The organism is Streptomyces sp. NPDC056160 (assembly GCF_042268205.1).
In the GTDB taxonomy this organism is placed as follows: domain Bacteria; phylum Actinomycetota; class Actinomycetes; order Streptomycetales; family Streptomycetaceae; genus Streptomyces.
In genome coordinates this window covers 1-17619 of sequence record NZ_JBHJUW010000161.1, presented here as the reverse complement: position 1 = coordinate 17619, position 17619 = coordinate 1, and the positions used below count along the sequence as shown (strand labels likewise).

The window sequence follows — 17619 nt, the reverse complement described above, 5'->3', positions numbered from 1 at the left end:
GAGCTGCCGGGCCCTCGCCCGTCGGTGAACCGCGGCCGGTCCGGCCGGTCCGGCGGTCAGGACGAGGCCGGGTCGCCCGTCGACACGTTGAGCTGGATCACCGGCATCTTCTTCGGGTCGACGTCCGTGTCGGCCGCGGGGAACTGGCTCATGACCGTGCCCTGGCCGTACGTGTTCTCGTCCTGGTCGACCACCTTCAGCTGCCAGCCCGCGGCCTGGAGGCACTCCTTGACCGAACCGATGTACTTGAACTGGAAGTCCGGCACCCTGATCAGCTTCGGGTCGTTGTAGGACTCCTGCGGCTCCTTGCACGCGTTCACGTCGATCGTCTTCGACGTGTCGGGGCCGCGGTGGCCCTCGACGGCCGCCGAGGAGGAACTGGGGCTCGCGGTGGTGCTGCCGTCCCCGCCTCCGGCGGTGTCGCTGCCGCCGTCCTTGTTCAGCAGGAGCGCGGCGACCAGGCCGACGACCGCGATCACGGCGACGGCCGCCGAGGCGATGACCACCGCCTTGTTGCTCCTGCCGCCGCCCGGCGAACGGTCCGGCGCGCCGCCCACCGACCGCGGCGGGACGCCGTACGGCGGCGGGGTCGACGCCTGCTGCGGGGCGTACGGCGAGGCGGCGTGCGGGGGCTGGTACCCGGCGTGCTGCCCGGCCTGCTGCTGCGGATAGCCGTACGCCGGCGAGGGGGCGGCCGGGCCCGGGGCCGGGGTGCCGTACGGGTTCGGAGCCGGGGCCGGCTGGTACGGCGTCTGCACGCTGCCCTGGACCGGCGGGGCGGTGTCGACCGGCGGGAACACCGCGGAGCCGACCCCCGCGCCGCTCGGCGCCTGGGCGCCCGGGACGATGCTGGGCGCCGTCGCCTGGAAGGAGGCCGCCACGCGCAGGCACTCGTCGCGCATGGACTCGGCGCTCGGGAAGCGTTCGTTGGGGTTCTTCTTCAGCGCGCGGGCGACCAGCGCGTCCACCGCCGGGGGCAGCGAACGGTTGACCGAGGAGGGCGCGACCGGCACCTCCTGCACATGCGCGTACGCGATGGCCAGCGGCGAGTCCGCGTCGAACGGCAGTCGCCCGGTGACCAGCTGGAACAGCATGATGCCGACCGAGTACAGGTCGGAGCGGGCGTCCACGCCGCGGCCCAGTGCCTGCTCGGGCGAGAGGTACTGCGGGGTGCCGACGACCATGCCCGTCTGGGTCATCGAGGTGACGCCGGACTGCATGGCACGGGCGATGCCGAAGTCCATGACCTTGACGACGCCGCGCTTGGTCACCATCACGTTGCCCGGCTTGATGTCGCGGTGGACCAGGCCCATCTCGTGGCTGATCTCCAGCGCGGCGAGCACGTCCGCGGTGACCTTCAGGGCCTGGTCGGCGGGCATCGCGCCCTGCCGGCGCACGTCCTCGTCGAGCACCGAGCCCAGCGGCCGGCCCTCGACGTACTCCATGACGATGTACGGCATCGGCGTGCCGTCCCCCGCGGTGGAGCCGTCGCCGGACAGCGTGTCCTCGCCGGTGTCGAAGACCGAGACGATGTTCGTGTGCGTGAGTTTCGCCACTGCCTGGGCCTCGCGGCGGAACCGCTCGCGGAACGCCGGTTCCCGGCCCAGCTCGGTGTGGAGCGTCTTGATCGCGACCTGGCGGTCGAGCACGGAGTCGTAGGCGAGGTGCACCGAGGCCATGCCGCCCTCGCCGAGCAAGTCGCGCAGCTGGTAGCGGCCGCCGGCCAGCGCTCGCCCCGCGAACCGGCCTTGCGCGCCGTCCTGGCTCATCTTCTGCGTCCCCCATGTGCGCGGCTGTGCGCGACGCCGGCGGCTGCCGCGTCCGCGCGGTCGGCTGTCCGTCGACGGTCCCTGGACCGGACCTGACCTGACCGCATGTCCGGATCTCGATGATCGAAAGTGTTATTCCCGGCCAAGTCTGCCCCAGGGCACCGACACGTCAAGCTCGGTGCCCGTTCCGTGACCGTACGCGAAGGAAGCGTCGCGGAAGCGTTACAGCGGACGTACGACCGGCACACGGAATTTGCACGACGGCGGCCGAGCGCGGTTTGATGGCCGGTCCGTCCCGGACCGGTGCCCGCGGCGAACCCGGACCGTCGGCTTGCGCCGAGCCTGTAGCGTGGCCGACGGAGACCGTGACAACACCGCGCACCGCGGGCAGAAACGACGGCGAGGACTGATGGCACAGACGCAGCGCGCCCAGGGCCCGTCCGACCCCGAGGCGTCTGGCGGCGGCGGTATGTCGGACGCGCCGGAGTTGTGGGGCAACGGCGGCCTGGTCGGCGACGGCCGCTACCGGCTGACGCGCAGGCTCGGCCGCGGCGGCATGGCCGAGGTGTTCGCGGCCGAGGACGTGCGCCTGGGGCGCACCGTCGCGGTCAAGCTGCTCCGCGCGGACCTGGCCGAGGACCCGGTCTCCAAGGCCCGCTTCACGCGCGAGGCCCAGTCGGTCGCCGGCCTCAACCACCATGCGATCGTGGCCGTCTACGACTCCGGCGAGGACTTCGTCGGCGGTCAGTCGGTGCCGTACATCGTGATGGAGCTGGTCGAGGGCCGCACCATCCGCGACCTGCTGCTCAACGCGGAGGCGCCGGGTCCCGAGCAGGCGCTGATCATCGTCTCCGGTGTCCTTGAGGCCCTCGCCTACTCGCACCAGCACGGCATCGTGCACCGCGACATCAAGCCCGCCAACGTCATCATCACCGACAACGGTGCCGTGAAGGTGATGGACTTCGGCATCGCGCGCGCCCTGCACGGGGCGTCCACGACGATGACGCAGACCGGCATGGTCATGGGCACCCCGCAGTACCTCTCCCCCGAACAGGCGCTCGGCAAGGCCGTCGACCACCGGTCCGACCTGTACGCCACCGGCTGCCTGCTGTACGAACTCCTCGCGCTGCGGCCCCCGTTCACCGGCGAGACCCCGCTGTCGGTGGTCTACCAGCACGTCCAGGACCTGCCGGTGCCGCCGTCGACGACCTCGCAGGGCGCCTGCCCGCCCGAACTCGACGGCCTGGTCATGCGGTCGCTCGCCAAGGAGCCCGACGACCGTTTCCAGACGGCCGAAGAGATGCGCGGAATGGTCCAGTACGCGCTCCAGATGCTCTACGACCAGGGCGGCCACACCGGCACCTGGAACACCGGCCCGGTGGCCGCGCCCGACGGCCGGCACACCCCGGCGGCCGGTTTCGCCGGCACGACGGTGATGCCGCACCACGGCGACGGCCAGGCCGGCACCACGCAGATCCCGCAGCCGATCCTGCCCGCGGGGTACGGCAACGGCGACGACGGCGGCTTCGAGGGACACGGCAACCAGGGCAGCGGCCGGGGCAAGCTGTGGATCCTCGCCGTGCTGGCCGTGATCGCCATCGCGGCGGGCGTGGCGCTGGCCCTGCACAGCAGCGGCGACAAGGGCGGTGGCGGCGGCACCGGCACGACCGAGTCGCCCGCGGCCACCCAGTCCGCCGAGGACCAGCAGCCCAGTTCCTCCACGACCGACAAGCCGGCCGGCCGGCCCTCGGACCACTCGGCGGAGACCGGCTCGGGTTCGGGCGGCTCCGGGTGGGACTACACGCCGTCGCACCGGCCGTCGTGGACACCGTCCCGGACGCCGTCGGACGACACGTCCGACCAGCCGTCGGGCGAGCCCAGCTCGCACGAGGTGTCCAGCCCGCCCCCGCAGACGCAGTCCCCGGGCAACGGCGGCAGCCAGGGCGGCAACGGCACGCCGACCCAGGGGACCGACCAGGGCACCAGCAGCGGCAGCGGCGACACCAGCGGGACGACGGCCGGTGCCGCCGGCCCCGGGGGCGACAGCAACGGCTGACCGACCCCCACGCGCGCGTGGAGCCTCGACGGGGCGCCACGCGCGCGTGGCGTATCGGCGGGCCGCAGCAACACCCCCTCTCGCCGGCGCCCCCCTCCCCGCGCACTGTGCCGGCTGTGCTCACCGCGTTCACCGTGCTCCCCTCGCTCACTCCGCGAAGGCCCCGCACACCGCGTCGTACTCCCGTGTCCACCACACCACCAGGGCCGACGCGGCCGGGAACTGGGGATCGGCGCGGGTGTCGCCGCGCTCGTAGTGCCAGCGCAGCATCCAGAAGTCGTTCAGGCGTTCCCACCACACGCGGTGCACCGCGGCGGCCAGCTCGGAGGGCGTGGCCCCGGCCGCGCGCCGGTACACGCGCGCGTACGCCGCGATCTTCGCCAGGTCCAGGGTGCCGTCCGGCCGGACGAAGAAGATCGCGGCCGCCCGTACCGCCTCCTCCGCGCGGGGCTGTACGCCGAGCCGGTCCCAGTCGACGATCGCGGCCGGGGCGTCCCCCTGGTAGAGCACGTTGTAGGGATGGAAGTCGCCGTGCACCCAGCCCACCGGGCCGCCGGGGGGCGGTCGGCGGTCGGCGTGCTGCTCAAGGAGCGTGCGGCGCTCCAGGAGCCGGTGCCGGGCCAGTTCGTCGAAGGCGTCCGGCGGCCGGTGGCGGTGGACGTGGCCGAGCAGGTCGTCGATCAGGGCGAGCGTGTCGGCCGGGTCCGCGCTGCGGACGGGGTGCGGGCTCGTGGCGGGGCGGGTGCGTCCCTTCGGGGGCATCACGCGCTCCAGGCAGGCGTGCACGGCGCCCAGGAGCGCGCCGAGGCGGGCGCACTGGCCGGTGGTGAGCTGGCCGCCGTGCCGGTGCCGGCCGTCGATCCACGGGTAGAGGGCGTAGGCGTGGCCGCCGATGACGGCGACCGTGCGGCCGTCCCGGCCCGCCAGCGCCGGTGCCACCGGGACCCCGAGATCGGCGAGGCGCTGGGTGGCGCGGTGCCGGCGGGCGATCGACGCGGGGTCGGCGGTGTCGGGGTCGAAGTGGTGCTTGAGGAAGTAGCGGCCACGGGTCGTGCACAGGCGGTAGCCGCGGTTGAGCAGCCCCTGGTCGACCGGCTCGCAGGTGACGGCGGAACCGGCGGCGTACTGGCGCAGCAGGGCACTCAGAGGGGGCGCGTGGGGCACAGAGGGTGGTACACATGAGCGCGGCACGCGGCAGATGCTAGGGCAACGGACGGGGCTGTGAGCTGGGGCTTGTCACAGACAGTCGTCAGTAGTCGCTTTCGGTCACAGGAGATCACGGTGCGGTTCTCCCTTCGTCCCGGTTTCAGGGCCCTCGGCCGCCCGGCGGCGTCCTTCGTCAAGAGCGGTTCCGGCCACTCGTGAACTCTTCCCGACTACGGGGTGACCGGGATAACGTGCCGGTGTTCCGGCCCCCTGCAAGGCTGTGACCAGCGGCTGCCCCGAATGCCCGGCGAGGTACTTGGACGTCCAAGCGAAAGTACTTGGAAATCCAAGGAAACACGCAGGTCAGGAGGGGTTTCCCAGAAATGTGGAGCACTGGGTAACGTGACTGTTGCAGGGCGCTCGCCGGGGCACCTGTCACGCCTGTTCCCGGCCGAGTGGCACCCACCCCGTGCCCCGTGGTCCAAAACAGGTGAGCCTCCCCCAAGCTCTGACGAGCAGGGGGGACCCCCAGGCCCACCGGCAACCCCGGGGGCCGGACCGACGGAGGAGCACACGTGACCGAGGAGAGCACTGCCGCGCGTACACCGCGACGCAGCGCCGGGAGCAAGGCCGGGACGTCCGGCACGAAGGCGGCCGGCACCAAGGCGGCCGGCACCACCGGCACCAAGCGCACGACCCGCACCACCAGCACGACCGCCAAGAAGGGCACGCGAGCCGCGGACGGTGCCGAGCCCGGCCTCGTGCAGCTGCTGACGCCCGAGGGCAGGCGCGTCAAGAACGCCGAGTACGACCGGTACGTCGCCGGCATCACCGCCGAGGAGCTGCGCGGGCTGTACCGCGACATGGTGCTCACCCGGCGCTTCGACGCCGAGGCCACCGCCCTGCAGCGCCAGGGCGAGCTGGGCCTGTGGGCCTCGCTGCTCGGCCAGGAGGCCGCCCAGATCGGCTCCGGCCGCGCCCTGCACGACGACGACTACGTCTTCCCGACCTACCGCGAGCACGGCGTCGCCTGGTGCCGCGGCGTCGACCCGGCCAACCTGCTGGGCATGTTCCGCGGCGTGAACAACGGCGGGTGGGACCCCAACAGCAACAACTTCCACCTGTACACGATCGTCATCGGCTCGCAGACGCTGCACGCCACCGGCTACGCGATGGGCGTCGCCAAGGACGGCGCGGACTCGGCGGTCATCGCCTACTTCGGCGACGGCGCCTCCAGCCAGGGCGACGTCGCGGAGTCCTTCACCTTCTCCGCGGTCTACAACGCCCCGGTGGTCTTCTTCTGCCAGAACAACCAGTGGGCGATCTCCGAGCCGACCGAGAAGCAGACCCGCGTGCCGCTCTACCAGCGCGCGCAGGGCTACGGCTTCCCCGGCGTGCGCGTCGACGGCAACGACGTGCTGGCCTGCCTCGCGGTCACCAAGTGGGCGCTGGAGCGCGCCCGCGCCGGAGAGGGCCCGACCCTGGTCGAGGCGTACACGTACCGCATGGGCGCCCACACCACCTCCGACGACCCCACCCGCTACCGCCACGACGACGAGCGGGCCGCCTGGGAGGCGAAGGACCCGATCCTGCGTCTTCGCCGCCACCTGGAGTCCGCAAACCACGCGGACGAGGGATTCTTCGCGGAACTCGACGCGGAGAGCGAGGCGTTGGGAAGACGAGTGCGCGAAGCGGTCCGCGGCATGCCCGACCCGGACCACTTCGCCATCTTCGAGAACGTGTACGCGGACGGGCACGCGCTCGTCGACGAGGAGCGCGCCCAGTTCGCCGCCTACCAGGCGTCGTTCGCGGATGAAGGGGGTCACTGATGGCCGAGAAGATGGCGATGGCCAAGGCCATCAACGAGTCGCTGCGCCACGCCCTGGAAGCGGACCCCAAGGTCCTCGTCATGGGTGAGGACGTGGGCAAGCTCGGCGGCGTGTTCCGGGTGACGGACGGCCTGCAGAAGGACTTCGGCGAGAGCCGCGTCATCGACACCCCGCTCGCCGAGTCCGGCATCGTCGGCACGGCGATCGGCCTGGCCCTGCGCGGCTACCGCCCGGTGGTCGAGATCCAGTTCGACGGTTTCGTCTTCCCGGCCTACGACCAGATCGTCACCCAGCTGGCGAAGATGCACGCCCGCTCGCTGGGCAAGGTCAAGATGCCGGTCGTCGTCCGCATCCCCTACGGCGGCGGCATCGGCGCGGTGGAGCACCACTCGGAGTCGCCCGAGGCCCTCTTCGCCCACGTGGCGGGCCTGAAGATCGTCTCCCCGTCCAACGCGTCGGACGCGTACTGGATGATGCAGCAGGCCATCCAGAGCGACGACCCGGTGATCTACTTCGAGCCCAAGCGGCGCTACTGGGACAAGGCCGAGGTCGACGCCGAGGCCATTCCCGCCCCGCTGCACAAGGCGCAGGTCGTCCGCGAGGGCACCGACCTCACCCTGGCGGCGTACGGCCCGATGGTGAAGCTCTGCCAGGAGGCCGCCGCCGCGGCGGCCGAGGAGGGCAAGTCCCTGGAGGTGCTGGACCTGCGGTCGGTCTCCCCGCTGGACTTCGACTCGGTCCAGGCATCGGTGGAGAAGACCGGCCGCCTGGTCGTGGTCCACGAGGCCCCGGTGTTCTTCGGCTCCGGCGCGGAGATCGCCGCCCGCATCACCGAGCGCTGCTTCTACCACCTGGAGGCCCCCGTCCTGCGGGTCGGCGGCTACCACGCGCCGTACCCGCCGGCGCGCCTGGAGGAGTCCTACCTGCCGGACCTGGACCGCGTGCTCGACGCCGTCGACCGCTCGCTGGCGTACTGAGGGAGAGGGTCGTGACGACGATGACGGATGGTGCGTCCGTACGCGAGTTCAAGATGCCGGACGTCGGCGAGGGGCTGACCGAGGCCGAGATCCTCAAGTGGTACGTCCAGCCCGGTGACACCGTCACCGACGGCCAGGTCGTCTGCGAGGTCGAGACGGCCAAGGCGGCCGTGGAACTGCCCATCCCCTACGACGGCGTGGTCCACGAGCTGCGTTTTCCCGAGGGGACCACGGTGGACGTGGGCACGGCCATCATCGCGGTGGCCGTCGGCGGCGGTGCGGCCGCCTCCGCCCCGGCCCAGGCCGAGGTACCGGCCCAGGCCGCGCCCGCGGCCGAGGAGGAGCCGGAGGCACAGCCGCAGGGCCGCCAGCCCGTCCTGGTGGGCTACGGCGTCTCGACGTCCGCCACCAGGCGCCGCCCGCGCAAGGGCGCGGCGGCCCCGGCGGACCAGGCGGCCGGCGCGCCCCAGGCCGAGCTGAACGGGCACGGCGCGCAGCCCGCCCCCGCCGTGCCGGCCCGGCCGCTGGCGAAGCCGCCGGTGCGCAAGCTGGCCAAGGACCTCGGCGTCGACCTGGCGACCGTGGTCCCCTCGGGTCCGGACGGTGTCATCACCCGCGAGGACGTCCACGCGGCGGCGGCCCCGGCACGGCCGGGGACACCGGAACCGGCCGCGCCCCAGGCCCCGGTTGCTCCGGCGGCCCGGCCCGCCGCGGCACCGGTGCCGTCGTACGACACGGGCCGGGAGACCCGTACGCCGGTCAAGGGGGTCCGCAAGGCCACGGCGGCGGCGATGGTCGGCTCCGCGTTCACTGCCCCGCACGTCACGGAGTTCGTGACGGTGGACGTGACGCGGACGATGAAGCTGGTCGAGGAGCTGAAGCAGGACAAGGAGTTCACGGGCCTGCGCGTGAACCCGCTGCTGCTGATCGCCAAGGCCCTCCTGGTGGCCGTCAAGCGCAACCCGGACATCAACGCGTCCTGGGACGAGGCGAACCAGGAGATCGTGCTCAAGCACTACGTCAACCTGGGCATCGCCGCGGCCACCCCCCGGGGCCTGATCGTCCCCAACATCAAGGACGCCCACGCCCGGACGCTCCCGCAGCTGGCCGCGTCCCTGGGCGAGCTGGTCTCCACGGCCCGCGAGGGGAAGACCTCCCCGGCGGCGATGCAGGGCGGCACGATCACGATCACCAACGTCGGCGTCTTCGGCGTCGACACGGGCACGCCGATCCTCAACCCCGGCGAGTCCGCGATCCTCGCGATCGGCGCGATCAAGCTCCAGCCCTGGGTCCACAAGGGCAAGGTCAAGCCCCGGCAGGTCACCACCCTCGCCCTCTCCTTCGACCACCGACTGGTCGACGGCGAGCTGGGCTCCAAGGTCCTGGCGGACGTGGCCGCGATCCTGGAACAGCCGAAGCGGTTGATCACCTGGGCCTGACGGCTCGGATCGGCTAGTCTCAGCGACCTGGAGGGGTCGGCCGCAACTATGTCTTGCGACCGGCCCCTCCGCTCGTGTCCGGCTCAGGCCTGGCCGAGCACGTACACGGGAGCGCCGTCCTTCGCCGCGCCGCGCGAACGGATGCAGGCGTGCTTGCGCAGCATCCGCAGGCATTCGTTGACCCGGCGCACCGGCAGGCCCGTGCGGGCCGCGATCGATTCGAGCGGCTGGCGCAGTTCGCCCTCCTCGACGAGCACCGGGGCGATCACCACGGCCACCGTCCACACGTCCCCGGTGACGGACAACCGCTGTCGCCAGTCGGCCAGTACGGACTCGGTGGTGGGGCCGGTGGGGCGTACGCCGGGGGCGCGCGCCGGCGCGGGCGACTGGAGGGCCAGGGTGTCGAGCCGGTCCGCGATGCGTCCCATGGCCTGGGCGATGGCCTGCTGGGCGGCGAGCGTGGCGTGCTGCGCGGCCAGCATCTCCTTCTGCACCGCGAGCGATTCACGCTGTGCGGACGCAATCTCCTCGTCGACCTGGAGGTTGTGCGCCTCCAGCCGGACGATGGCGTCGGCGACCTGCTCCGGCATGGCGTACGCGATCGGTGCCCCGGGGGCGGCGGGCTGCACCTCGGCTTCCGCCAGGGTGTAGGACCCCTCGCGCTGAACGGCCTCGATCACCTCGGCGACCCACTGTCTGAAGGGCGCGCAGGCGGCTTTCGTGCAGGCGTTGACGAGGAGGATCAGACCTTGGAGATCGATGAGATTCAGGTCTCGACGCCACTCTCTGCCTGCGGGAACGCTGAGACCGTAAGTTCCGGTGACGGTCTCGAGAATCTCTCGGTGCCCATCGGGAACGTGATCGGAGAGCGCCTGCCTGGAGTTGCTGTGACCCAACCGCTTGCAGACGTCCACCGCCGGGAACCAGTGGGTGCCGTCCGGCATCGTGAGCCGGCGGATCCTCGACCCCGTGGCCGCGTACACGAAGTCACTGATGTCGATCGCCCCGTGCCGCTGGGCCGGCTGGGGCTTCTTGCTGGGTTCGTTCATGTGAACCACCTCCGCTGCGGAAGGTAGAGCGCGCAAATCCGCATATGCCAGCAGAGATGCTGATGTTCATGATTGCGAGGGGACTTCCTCGATTCCGCTGCGGGGGAGGGCCGGAGTGTGCATGACCGGGACGCGAAGGGGCCCGCCGCTGTTCCGCAGCGGCGGGCCCCTTTGGTGCGCGGCCGGCTCAGCCGAGGCGGGCGAAGCCGTAGTTCAGGATCCTGGTCGCGTCCGTCGCACGCTGGTTGACGGAGGTGGAGGCCAGGACCGTGCCGATGACGGTCTTGTTGCCCTTGGTGGCGGCGAAGACGAGGCAGTACTTGGCCTCGGGGCCGGAGCCGGTCTTCACGCCGATGGCGCCGCGGTAGCTGCCGAGCAGGGTGTTGGTGTTCGTCCACGTCGCCATCGAGCGGGTGCTGCCCGTCCTGGTGATGGTCTTGGCGCGGTACGACTTGGTCTTGACGATCGAGCGGAACGTGGAGTTGCGCATCGCGCTGCTAGCGATCTTCGTCAGGTCGCGGGGCGTCGAGTAGTTCTTGCCCCGGCCGATGCCGTCGAACGAGTCGAAGTGCGTGTTCTTCAGCTTGAGGTCGTTCGCGGCGGAGTTCATCTTGCCGACGAAGGACTTGACCCGGGCGTCACGGGTCTTGCCGGAGCCGAACTTGTCGGCCAGCGCGTAGGCGGCGTCGCAGCCCGAGGGCAGCATCAGCCCGTACAGGAGCTGACGCACGGTCACCTTGTCGCCGACGATCAGGTGGGCCTGGGAGGCGTTGTTGCGCACGACGTAGTCGCTGTACGCCTTCTGGATGGTGACCTTGGCGTTGAGGTCGAGGTTCCGCTGCGCCAGCACGACCTTGGCGGTCATGATCTTCGTCGTGGAGCCGGTGGACAGCCGGGTGTCGGCCTTCTTCGCGTACAGCGTCGAGCCGTTCGCGTTGTTCATCGCGTAGCCGCCCTTCGCCGCGATCGACGGCGTGGCGACGGCCTGGGCGGGCGCGGCGGTCAAGGCGCCCGCGGCGAGCACGGCCCCGGTGGTCAGGGCGACGGCTGCGGCTCTGCGGAGGCGGTTGGCCTGGATGCCGGTTTTCAAGTGAGATACCCCGATTATGTCGAATGCCCCTATGGCGCGGCCGAGTTGAGTGCCCACGGAGGGGGCCGCGTTTATAGGACACGTAACTAGCACAGTTGGTTGTCCCCGGGGCGGGGGAAATTCCGTGAAGTCGGCGGGCGGTCCGCATGGTGGACGGCGCACGTCATGCGTACGTGTTGTATCTATTCTGTCGGCATGAGCCTGGCAGTGAAGCAGCCCCCCGCCGCCGACCGCGTGTACACCCACGTCAAGCAAGCCGTCCTCGACCGCCGCTACGAGGGCGGCACCCTGCTGACCGAGGGCGAGCTGGCCGAGGCCGTCGGCGTGTCGCGCACCCCGGTCCGCGAGGCGCTGCTGCGGCTGGAGGCCGAAGGCCTCCTCAGGCTCTACCCGAAGAAGGGAGCGCTCGTCCTGCCGGTCTCCGCCCAGGAGATCGCGGACGTCGTCGAGACCCGGCAGCTGGTCGAGGAACACGCGGCCCGCAAGGCCGTGCCCGCCCCGGCCGGGCTCATCGAGCGGCTGGAGGAACTGCTGGAGCAGCAGAAGGCGCAGGCCGCCGCCGGCGACCTCACCGCCGCCTCCGTCACCGACCGCTGCTTCCACGCCGAGATCGTCCGCAGCGGCGGCAACGAGATCCTCTCCCGCCTCTACGACCAGCTGCGCGACCGCCAACTGCGCATGGGGGTGGCCGTCATGCACTCCCACCCGGACCGGATCGCCAAGACGCTCGCCGAACACGAGGAGATCCTGGACGCGCTGCGCTCGGGCGACGCGGAGAAGGCCGTCGACGTCGTCCACCGGCACGTCAGCTGGTTCTCCCACCTGGCACGGGGTGAGGTCCGATGAGTTCCACGTCGCACACGACGGCCGCCGTCTCCCTGCCCGGCGACCCGCCGGGCGGCCGGCGGGCCGTGGCCGTATGGTGCACGGGCGTCGCCGTCTACTTCGTCGCGGTCATCTTCCGCACCTCGCTGGGCGTCGCCGGACTCGACGCGGCGGACCGCTTCCACGTGGGCGCCTCCGCGCTGTCCACCTTCTCGATCCTCCAGCTCCTCGTCTACGCGGGCATGCAGATACCCGTCGGCCTGCTCGTCGACCGGCTCGGCACCAAGAAGGTGCTGGGCATCGGCGTGGTGCTGTTCACGGCCGGTCAGCTCGGCTTCGCCTTCTCGCCGTCGTACGGCACCGCGCTCGCCTCCCGGGCGCTGCTCGGCTGCGGTGACGCCATGACCTTCATCAGCGTGCTGCGGCTGGGCACCCGGTGGTTCCCCGCCCGGCGCGGGCCGCTGGTCGCCCAGCTCGCCGGACTCGTCGGCATGGCGGGCAACCTGGTCTCCACGCTGGTGCTGGCCCGGCTGCTGCACGGGCTCGGCTGGACGCAGGCCTTCGCGGGCAGCGCGCTGGCCGGTGTGGTGGTGCTGGTGCTGCTGGTCCTCTTCCTGAAGGACCACCCCGAGGGCCACGAACCGGCGCCCCTGCCGCACCAGGGCGCCGCCTACGTCCGCGGGCAGATCGCCGCCTCCTGGCGCGAGCCGGGCACCCGGCTCGGGATGTGGGTGCACTTCACCACCCAGTTCCCGGCGATGGTGTTCCTGCTGCTGTGGGGCCTGCCCTTCCTGGTGGAGGCGCAGGGCCTGTCCCGCGGGACGGCGGGGGAGCTGCTCACGCTCGTCGTCCTGTCGAACATGGCCGTCGGCCTCGTCTACGGGCAGATCGTCGCCCGGCACCACGCGGCGCGGCTGCCGCTGGCGCTCGGCACGGTCGCGGCGACGGCGGCGATGTGGGCGGCGACGCTGCTGTACCCCGGTGAGCGGGCGCCGATGTGGCTCCTCGTGGTGCTGTGCGCGGTGCTCGGCGCGTGCGGGCCCGCCTCGATGATCGGGTTCGACTTCGCCCGGCCGGCGAACCCGGCCGAGCGGCAGGGGACCGCGTCCGGCATCACCAACATGGGTGGTTTCGTCGCCTCGATGACGACACTGCTCGCGATCGGTGTGCTGCTGGACGCCACGGGGGACGACTACGCGGTCGCCTTCTCCGCGGTGTTCGTGCTCCAGGCGCTCGGCGTCAGCCAGATCCTGAGGCTGCGCGGGCGCGCGGCGCGCAGGGAACGGGAGCGCCTGGTGGCGAGCCGGGTCGAGACCGTGCACGTGCCCGCCTGAGGCGCGGCCGGCCCGGGCGGCGGTTTTCCGGCGTCCTCAGCGCGTCACCGCGAAGTTCCGCAGGATCGCCGCCGTCAGCTCCGGGTCGCCCTCCGTCTTCACCCGGTCCGTCACCGCCTCCGGTGCGACACGGCCGCAGGCCAGGCGGACGTACGTCTCCCAGTCGAGGGTGAGGGTCGCCGCCGGGCCCAGCGCGGGCGCGGTCTCCAGGGTGCCGCGGCCCTGGATGTCGACGCGGATCGTCCGCAGGAACTCCACCGGCCCGTGCACGTCGAAGACGATCGCCGAACTGCGCGGCGCGTCCGCCCTGACCGCGACGACGTCCGGGAGGGCGTCGAGCAGGTGGTCGCGGGCCACGTACGCGCCGGGCGAGTCGAGGTTTCCGGGGCGGCCGAGGGCGGCGCGCAGGTCCTGCTCGTGCACCCAGATGTCGAACGCCCGGTAGCGCATCGACTCCTCCAGGGTGATCTCCGCGCCCAGCGGACCGCGCACCTTGGTCCCCGGGTCGCGCGACTCGCCCCGCAGCTGGCGGTTGCGGCGGATGACCGTGTACTCCAGCTCGGACGTCATCTCCGGTGCCGTGTGGTGGCGGCGGACGTCGACCTGCATCTCCATGTAGCGCTGGTGCTCGTCGGTGACGTGGAACAGGTCGCGCGGCAGGGAGTGGATGGGGCGGGGATCGCCGAGCGCCTCGCAGTCCAACCCGATGACGTGCGAGACGACGTCGCGCACGGACCAGCCGGGGCATGGGGTCCGCCGGTTCCACTCGCCCTCCACGAGCGGCTGCACCAGCTCGGATATCGCCTCGACGGAGTGGGTCCAGGCATCGGCGTAGGGCTGGAGGGTGGGATGCAGACTCACGGAACGGGACCCCTCGGCGGTCGGTACACGGTCAGGTTGTGGCGGCATTGCCAGTGGGGAGTGGCGGCGGTCGGCGGGCGGCTCGGACTCCCCCGAACTCTCGCTCCGCTTCGAGCAGGGGGGGATCCCCAAGTTACGCTGCTGTGAGGCACCCCGGCAGTGCTTTCGTGTGACGATCGTAGGCCCGCCGGGACAACTCGATTGCCAGGACGGTGGTAGTGTGCGCGCCTCGCTGATCCAGATCGCCGTGGACGAGGGCGAATCGGTCGTTTCGCGGCGGCGGCGGGCGGCCGCCCTGGTGCGCGAACAGGCGGGAGCCGGCCTCGTCGTCCTGCCTGAGCTGTGGACCACCGGGGCCTTCGCCTTCGAGGCGTTCGCCGGTGAGGCCGAGCCCCTGGACGGGCCGACGCACGAGGCGATGGGGCAGGCGGCACGCGACGCGGGCGTGTGGCTGCACGCGGGCTCCATCCCGGAACGGGACACCGACGGCACCCTCTACAACACGTCCCTCGTCTTCTCACCCTCCGGTGACCTGGCCGCCGCCTACCGCAAGATCCACCGCTTCGGCTTCGACAAGGGCGAGGCGGTGCTGATGGGCGCCGGACGGGAGCTGGTGACGGTCCCGCTGCCGGAGACGACCCTCGGCGTGGCGACCTGCTACGACCTCCGCTTCCCTGAACTGTTCCGCGGCCTCGTCGACGCGGGCGCCGAGACCCTGGTGGTCCCGGCGGGCTGGCCGGAGCGCCGCCGGGCGCACTGGACGCTGCTGGCCCGCGCGCGGGCGGTGGAGAACCAGGCGTTCGTGCTCGCCTGCGGAACGGCCGGGACCCACGCGGGAGTTCCGCAGGCCGGTCACTCGATCGTGGTGGACCCGTGGGGCGAGGTGCTGGCGGAGGCCGCGGCGGGCGAGGAGGTCCTGAGCGTCGAGATCGACCCTTCCCGGGTCGCCGCGACCCGGGAACAGTTCCCCGCCCTCAAGGACAGGGTCCTCTGAGCCGCCCTCAGGCCTCGTCCCGCTCCTTCTCCGCCAGGTGGATCACACACACCGCCACCGCGATCAGCAGCGCCGGGTCCGCGTCGTCCCGTACGACGTCGACGCCGTAGGTCTCCACGACGCTCAGCCACCGCCGGGAGATCACCGCCAGCAGTTCCCCGTCGTACTCCACGGCGAACTCCCGGTCGAGGATCTTGCCGCTGACGTCCAGCTCCGTGCCGTCGACCAGGGCGACCCGGTAGTGGTTGCGCAGCAGCGACAGCCGCTTGCGCCGGATCTTCGCCAGGGCCTCCCCGCCCCGCTCGATCACCATCGTCTCCCGCAGGGAGAACATCTTCTGGTGGATGTCGATCAGGACCCGGCCGCGGGCGTCCTTCAGCTCGAAGGTGTCCCGCAGCCGCATGGCCTTGCCGTCGACGAGGAAGACCTTGTCTCCGTGCTCGTCCTCGATCCAGTAGTCGTCACCGATGCCGAGGATCCGGTCGCGTACGAGGAATCTCATGCCCTTACCGCTTCCCCGGCCGGGCCGGGGCGTACCGTCCGCACGCTCACACGCCGTAACCGTCGGTGTAGCCGTCCCGGGGCCCGTGGTGGTGGCGTTCCTCCTCGACGACCGTTGTGGAGGGCGGGACCATCACGCGGCGGCGCCGGGCGATGCTGCTGAACGTCGTGACGCCGATCACGCCCACGATCATCAGGATGACGCCGACCATGTGCAGGTTGACCCCCTGCATGTGCCAGTCGGTCGCGAACGTGAGGATGGCTCCCACGGCGATGAGGATGATGCACCCGCCGAGGCCCATGACTGTCGCCTCCTACTCCGGTGTCAGGTCCGGTGGTTCCGGCCCGTCCGGTCCCTTCCGGTCAACTCCGGGTACCCGCAAGCCGGGTGAGCATGCGGCGGCGATGGCCCATGGGTCCTCGCGCTCAGCCCTCCAGGAACGCCGCCAGCGCGTTGGCCAGCAGGAACGGGTCGTCCGCCGCGCACAGTTCGCGGGCGCTGTGCATGGAGAGGATGGCCACGCCGATGTCGACGGTCCTGATGCCGTGCCGGGCCGCGGTGATCGGACCGATCGTCGTGCCGCACGGCATGGAGTTGTTGGAGACGAAGGACTGGAAGGGGACGCCCGCCTTCTCGCAGGCCGCCGCGAACACCGCCCGGCCCGAACCGTCGGTGGCGTAGCGGTTGTTGACGTTGACCTTCAGGATCGGGCCGCCGCCCGCGCGCGGGTGGTGCGTCGGGTCGTGGCGCTCGGCGTAGTTGGGGTGCACGGCGTGGCCCGTGTCGGAGGACAGGCAGACGGTGCCCGCGAAGGCGCGCGCCCGGTCCTCGTACGACCCGCCGCGCGCGAACACCGAGCGCTCCAGGACCGAACCGAGCAGCGGGCCGTCCGCGCCCGTGTCGGACTGGGAGCCGTTCTCCTCGTGGTCGAAGGCGGCCAGGACCGGGATGCAGGGCAGGTCCTGGCCGCTGGTCGCCACCGCGGCCAGGGCGGCGGTGCCGGCGTGCACGGAGAGCAGGTTGTCCATGCGCGGCCCGGCCATCAGCTCGCGGTCGCGGCCCAGGTAGGCGGGGGCTTCCACGGAGTGGGTCATCAGGTCCCAGCCGGTGACCTCGCCGGCCGGCAGGCCCGCCTCCTGCTCCAGGAAGGCGATGAGGTCGCCGTCGCGGACGTCGTCGCCGAGGCCCCACACCGGCTGGAGGTGGCGCTGCTTGTCCAGCTTGAGCCCCTCGGTGGACACCGAGCGGTCCAGGTGGATGGCGAGCTGGGGGACGCGCAGCAGCGGGCGGTCGACGTTCACCAGGCGGGTGGAGCCGTCGCGGAGGGTGAGCCGCCCGGCCAGGCCCAGGTCGCGGTCGAGCCAGGAGTTCATCAGCGGGCCGCCGTAGATCTCCACGGCGACCTGGCGCCAGCCGTGCGCCCCGGTGTCGGGCAGCGGCTTGACGCGCAGGTTGGGCGAGTCGGTGTGCGCGCCGACGATGCGGAACGGGGTGTGCGGGGCGGCGTCCTCGGGCACGTACCAGGCGATGACCGCGCCGCCGCGCAGCACGAACTTCCCGCCCTTCGTGCCGTCCCACGCGTCCGTCTCGGCGACCTGCCTGAAGCCGGCCTTCTCCAGCCGCTCGGCGGCGTTGGCCACGGCGTGGTACGGAGACGGGCTCGCCGCCAGGAAGGACATCAGGTCGTCGGTGTGGCCGCGGTCGAAGGGCCGGTTCGTACTCATGGGTTCACCTTAACCACGCCGAGG

15 protein-coding genes are annotated in these 17619 nt (G+C 71.8%); 7 read left to right on the top strand and 8 right to left on the bottom strand.

Features of this window, described 5'->3' with window-relative positions; genetic code table 11:
- Positions 1-56: 56 nt before the first annotated feature.
- Positions 57-1769, bottom strand: coding sequence for a protein kinase (locus ACFC02_RS36490; RefSeq protein ID WP_376366521.1), 1713 nt, complete (start codon positions 1767-1769; stop codon positions 57-59).
- A gap of 409 nt (positions 1770-2178) precedes the next feature.
- On the opposite strand from ACFC02_RS36490, the gene ACFC02_RS36485 reads away from it, so the two are divergent.
- Positions 2179-3825: a protein kinase gene (locus ACFC02_RS36485; RefSeq protein ID WP_376366519.1), complete on the top strand. Its 1647-nt coding sequence runs from the start codon at positions 2179-2181 to the stop codon at positions 3823-3825.
- Between the two features lie 147 nt (positions 3826-3972).
- Here the strand turns inward: ACFC02_RS36485 and ACFC02_RS36480 are convergent, their stop codons facing one another.
- Complete coding sequence (locus tag ACFC02_RS36480) at positions 3973-4989, bottom strand: phosphotransferase (protein WP_376366517.1); 1017 nt, start codon at positions 4987-4989, stop codon at positions 3973-3975.
- Positions 4990-5546: 557 nt separating this feature from the next.
- On the opposite strand from ACFC02_RS36480, the gene pdhA reads away from it, so the two are divergent.
- Genes pdhA through ACFC02_RS36465 form a run of 3 tightly spaced genes read left to right on the top strand, consistent with a single transcriptional unit; the run spans position 5547 to position 9216 of the window.
- The gene (pdhA, locus tag ACFC02_RS36475) at positions 5547-6800 is read left to right on the top strand and encodes a pyruvate dehydrogenase (acetyl-transferring) E1 component subunit alpha (RefSeq protein ID WP_376366515.1); all 1254 of its coding nucleotides are present in this window, start codon (positions 5547-5549) and stop codon (positions 6798-6800) included.
- Positions 6800-7777, top strand: a complete 978-nt coding sequence (locus ACFC02_RS36470) for an alpha-ketoacid dehydrogenase subunit beta (protein ID WP_376366513.1) — start codon at positions 6800-6802, stop codon at positions 7775-7777. Before pdhA ends, ACFC02_RS36470 begins: the two co-directional genes overlap by 1 nt.
- A gap of 11 nt (positions 7778-7788) precedes the next feature.
- Complete coding sequence (locus tag ACFC02_RS36465) at positions 7789-9216, top strand: dihydrolipoamide acetyltransferase family protein (protein WP_376366511.1); 1428 nt, start codon at positions 7789-7791, stop codon at positions 9214-9216.
- An 83-nt stretch (positions 9217-9299) separates the two neighbouring features.
- On the opposite strand, the gene ACFC02_RS36460 is transcribed toward ACFC02_RS36465, so the two are convergent.
- Both ACFC02_RS36460 and ACFC02_RS36455 read right to left on the bottom strand, forming a co-directional pair.
- Entirely contained in the window at positions 9300-10265 is a 966-nt protein-coding gene (locus ACFC02_RS36460; RefSeq protein ID WP_376366509.1) for a Bro-N domain-containing protein, read from the bottom strand.
- Between the two features lie 187 nt (positions 10266-10452).
- A complete protein-coding gene (locus ACFC02_RS36455; RefSeq protein WP_376366507.1) occupies positions 10453-11355 on the bottom strand; it encodes a D-alanyl-D-alanine carboxypeptidase family protein in 903 nt (300 codons plus the stop codon).
- A 195-nt stretch (positions 11356-11550) separates the two neighbouring features.
- Here ACFC02_RS36455 and ACFC02_RS36450 point away from each other — a divergent pair, with 195 nt between their 5' ends.
- Entirely contained in the window at positions 11551-12201 is a 651-nt protein-coding gene (locus tag ACFC02_RS36450) for a GntR family transcriptional regulator (RefSeq protein WP_376366505.1), read from the top strand.
- On the top strand, positions 12198-13514 hold the full coding sequence (locus tag ACFC02_RS36445) for a nitrate/nitrite transporter (protein WP_376366503.1): 1317 nt from the start codon (positions 12198-12200) through the stop codon (positions 13512-13514). The genes ACFC02_RS36450 and ACFC02_RS36445 overlap by 4 nt, the downstream gene beginning before the upstream one ends.
- 36 nt (positions 13515-13550) lie before the next feature.
- On the opposite strand, the gene ACFC02_RS36440 is transcribed toward ACFC02_RS36445, so the two are convergent.
- Positions 13551-14375, bottom strand: a complete 825-nt coding sequence (locus ACFC02_RS36440; protein ID WP_376366501.1) for a maleylpyruvate isomerase family mycothiol-dependent enzyme — start codon at positions 14373-14375, stop codon at positions 13551-13553.
- A gap of 220 nt (positions 14376-14595) precedes the next feature.
- Here ACFC02_RS36440 and ACFC02_RS36435 point away from each other — a divergent pair, with 220 nt between their 5' ends.
- A complete protein-coding gene (locus ACFC02_RS36435) occupies positions 14596-15369 on the top strand; it encodes a carbon-nitrogen family hydrolase (protein ID WP_376366499.1) in 774 nt (257 codons plus the stop codon).
- Between the two features lie 7 nt (positions 15370-15376).
- On the opposite strand, the gene ACFC02_RS36430 is transcribed toward ACFC02_RS36435, so the two are convergent.
- The 3 genes from ACFC02_RS36430 to ACFC02_RS36420 all read right to left on the bottom strand — a co-directional run bounded on the left by ACFC02_RS36430 (position 15377) and on the right by ACFC02_RS36420 (position 17595).
- Positions 15377-15871, bottom strand: a complete 495-nt coding sequence (locus ACFC02_RS36430; RefSeq protein ID WP_360966283.1) for an LURP-one-related family protein — start codon at positions 15869-15871, stop codon at positions 15377-15379.
- A gap of 46 nt (positions 15872-15917) precedes the next feature.
- Entirely contained in the window at positions 15918-16172 is a 255-nt protein-coding gene (locus ACFC02_RS36425) for a DUF6458 family protein (RefSeq protein ID WP_360966280.1), read from the bottom strand.
- Positions 16173-16296: 124 nt separating this feature from the next.
- Positions 16297-17595 (bottom strand): M18 family aminopeptidase, encoded by a 1299-nt coding sequence (locus tag ACFC02_RS36420; protein ID WP_376366496.1) that lies wholly within the window; start codon positions 17593-17595, stop codon positions 16297-16299.
- Between the last annotated feature and the right edge of the window lie 24 nt (positions 17596-17619).

Coding starts and splice junctions, on each gene's coding strand:
- ACFC02_RS36485 (WP_376366519.1), top strand. CDS start 2,179: ATGGCACAGACGCAGCGCGCCCAGGGCCCGTCCGACCCCGAGGCGTCT.
- ACFC02_RS36430 (WP_360966283.1), bottom strand. CDS start 15,871: ATGAGATTCCTCGTACGCGACCGGATCCTCGGCATCGGTGACGACTAC.
- ACFC02_RS36460 (WP_376366509.1), bottom strand. CDS start 10,265: ATGAACGAACCCAGCAAGAAGCCCCAGCCGGCCCAGCGGCACGGGGCG.
- ACFC02_RS36445 (WP_376366503.1), top strand. CDS start 12,198: ATGAGTTCCACGTCGCACACGACGGCCGCCGTCTCCCTGCCCGGCGAC.
- ACFC02_RS36450 (WP_376366505.1), top strand. CDS start 11,551: ATGAGCCTGGCAGTGAAGCAGCCCCCCGCCGCCGACCGCGTGTACACC.
- ACFC02_RS36490 (WP_376366521.1), bottom strand. CDS start 1,769: ATGAGCCAGGACGGCGCGCAAGGCCGGTTCGCGGGGCGAGCGCTGGCC.
- ACFC02_RS36425 (WP_360966280.1), bottom strand. CDS start 16,172: ATGGGCCTCGGCGGGTGCATCATCCTCATCGCCGTGGGAGCCATCCTC.
- ACFC02_RS36420 (WP_376366496.1), bottom strand. CDS start 17,595: ATGAGTACGAACCGGCCCTTCGACCGCGGCCACACCGACGACCTGATG.
- ACFC02_RS36470 (WP_376366513.1), top strand. CDS start 6,800: ATGGCCGAGAAGATGGCGATGGCCAAGGCCATCAACGAGTCGCTGCGC.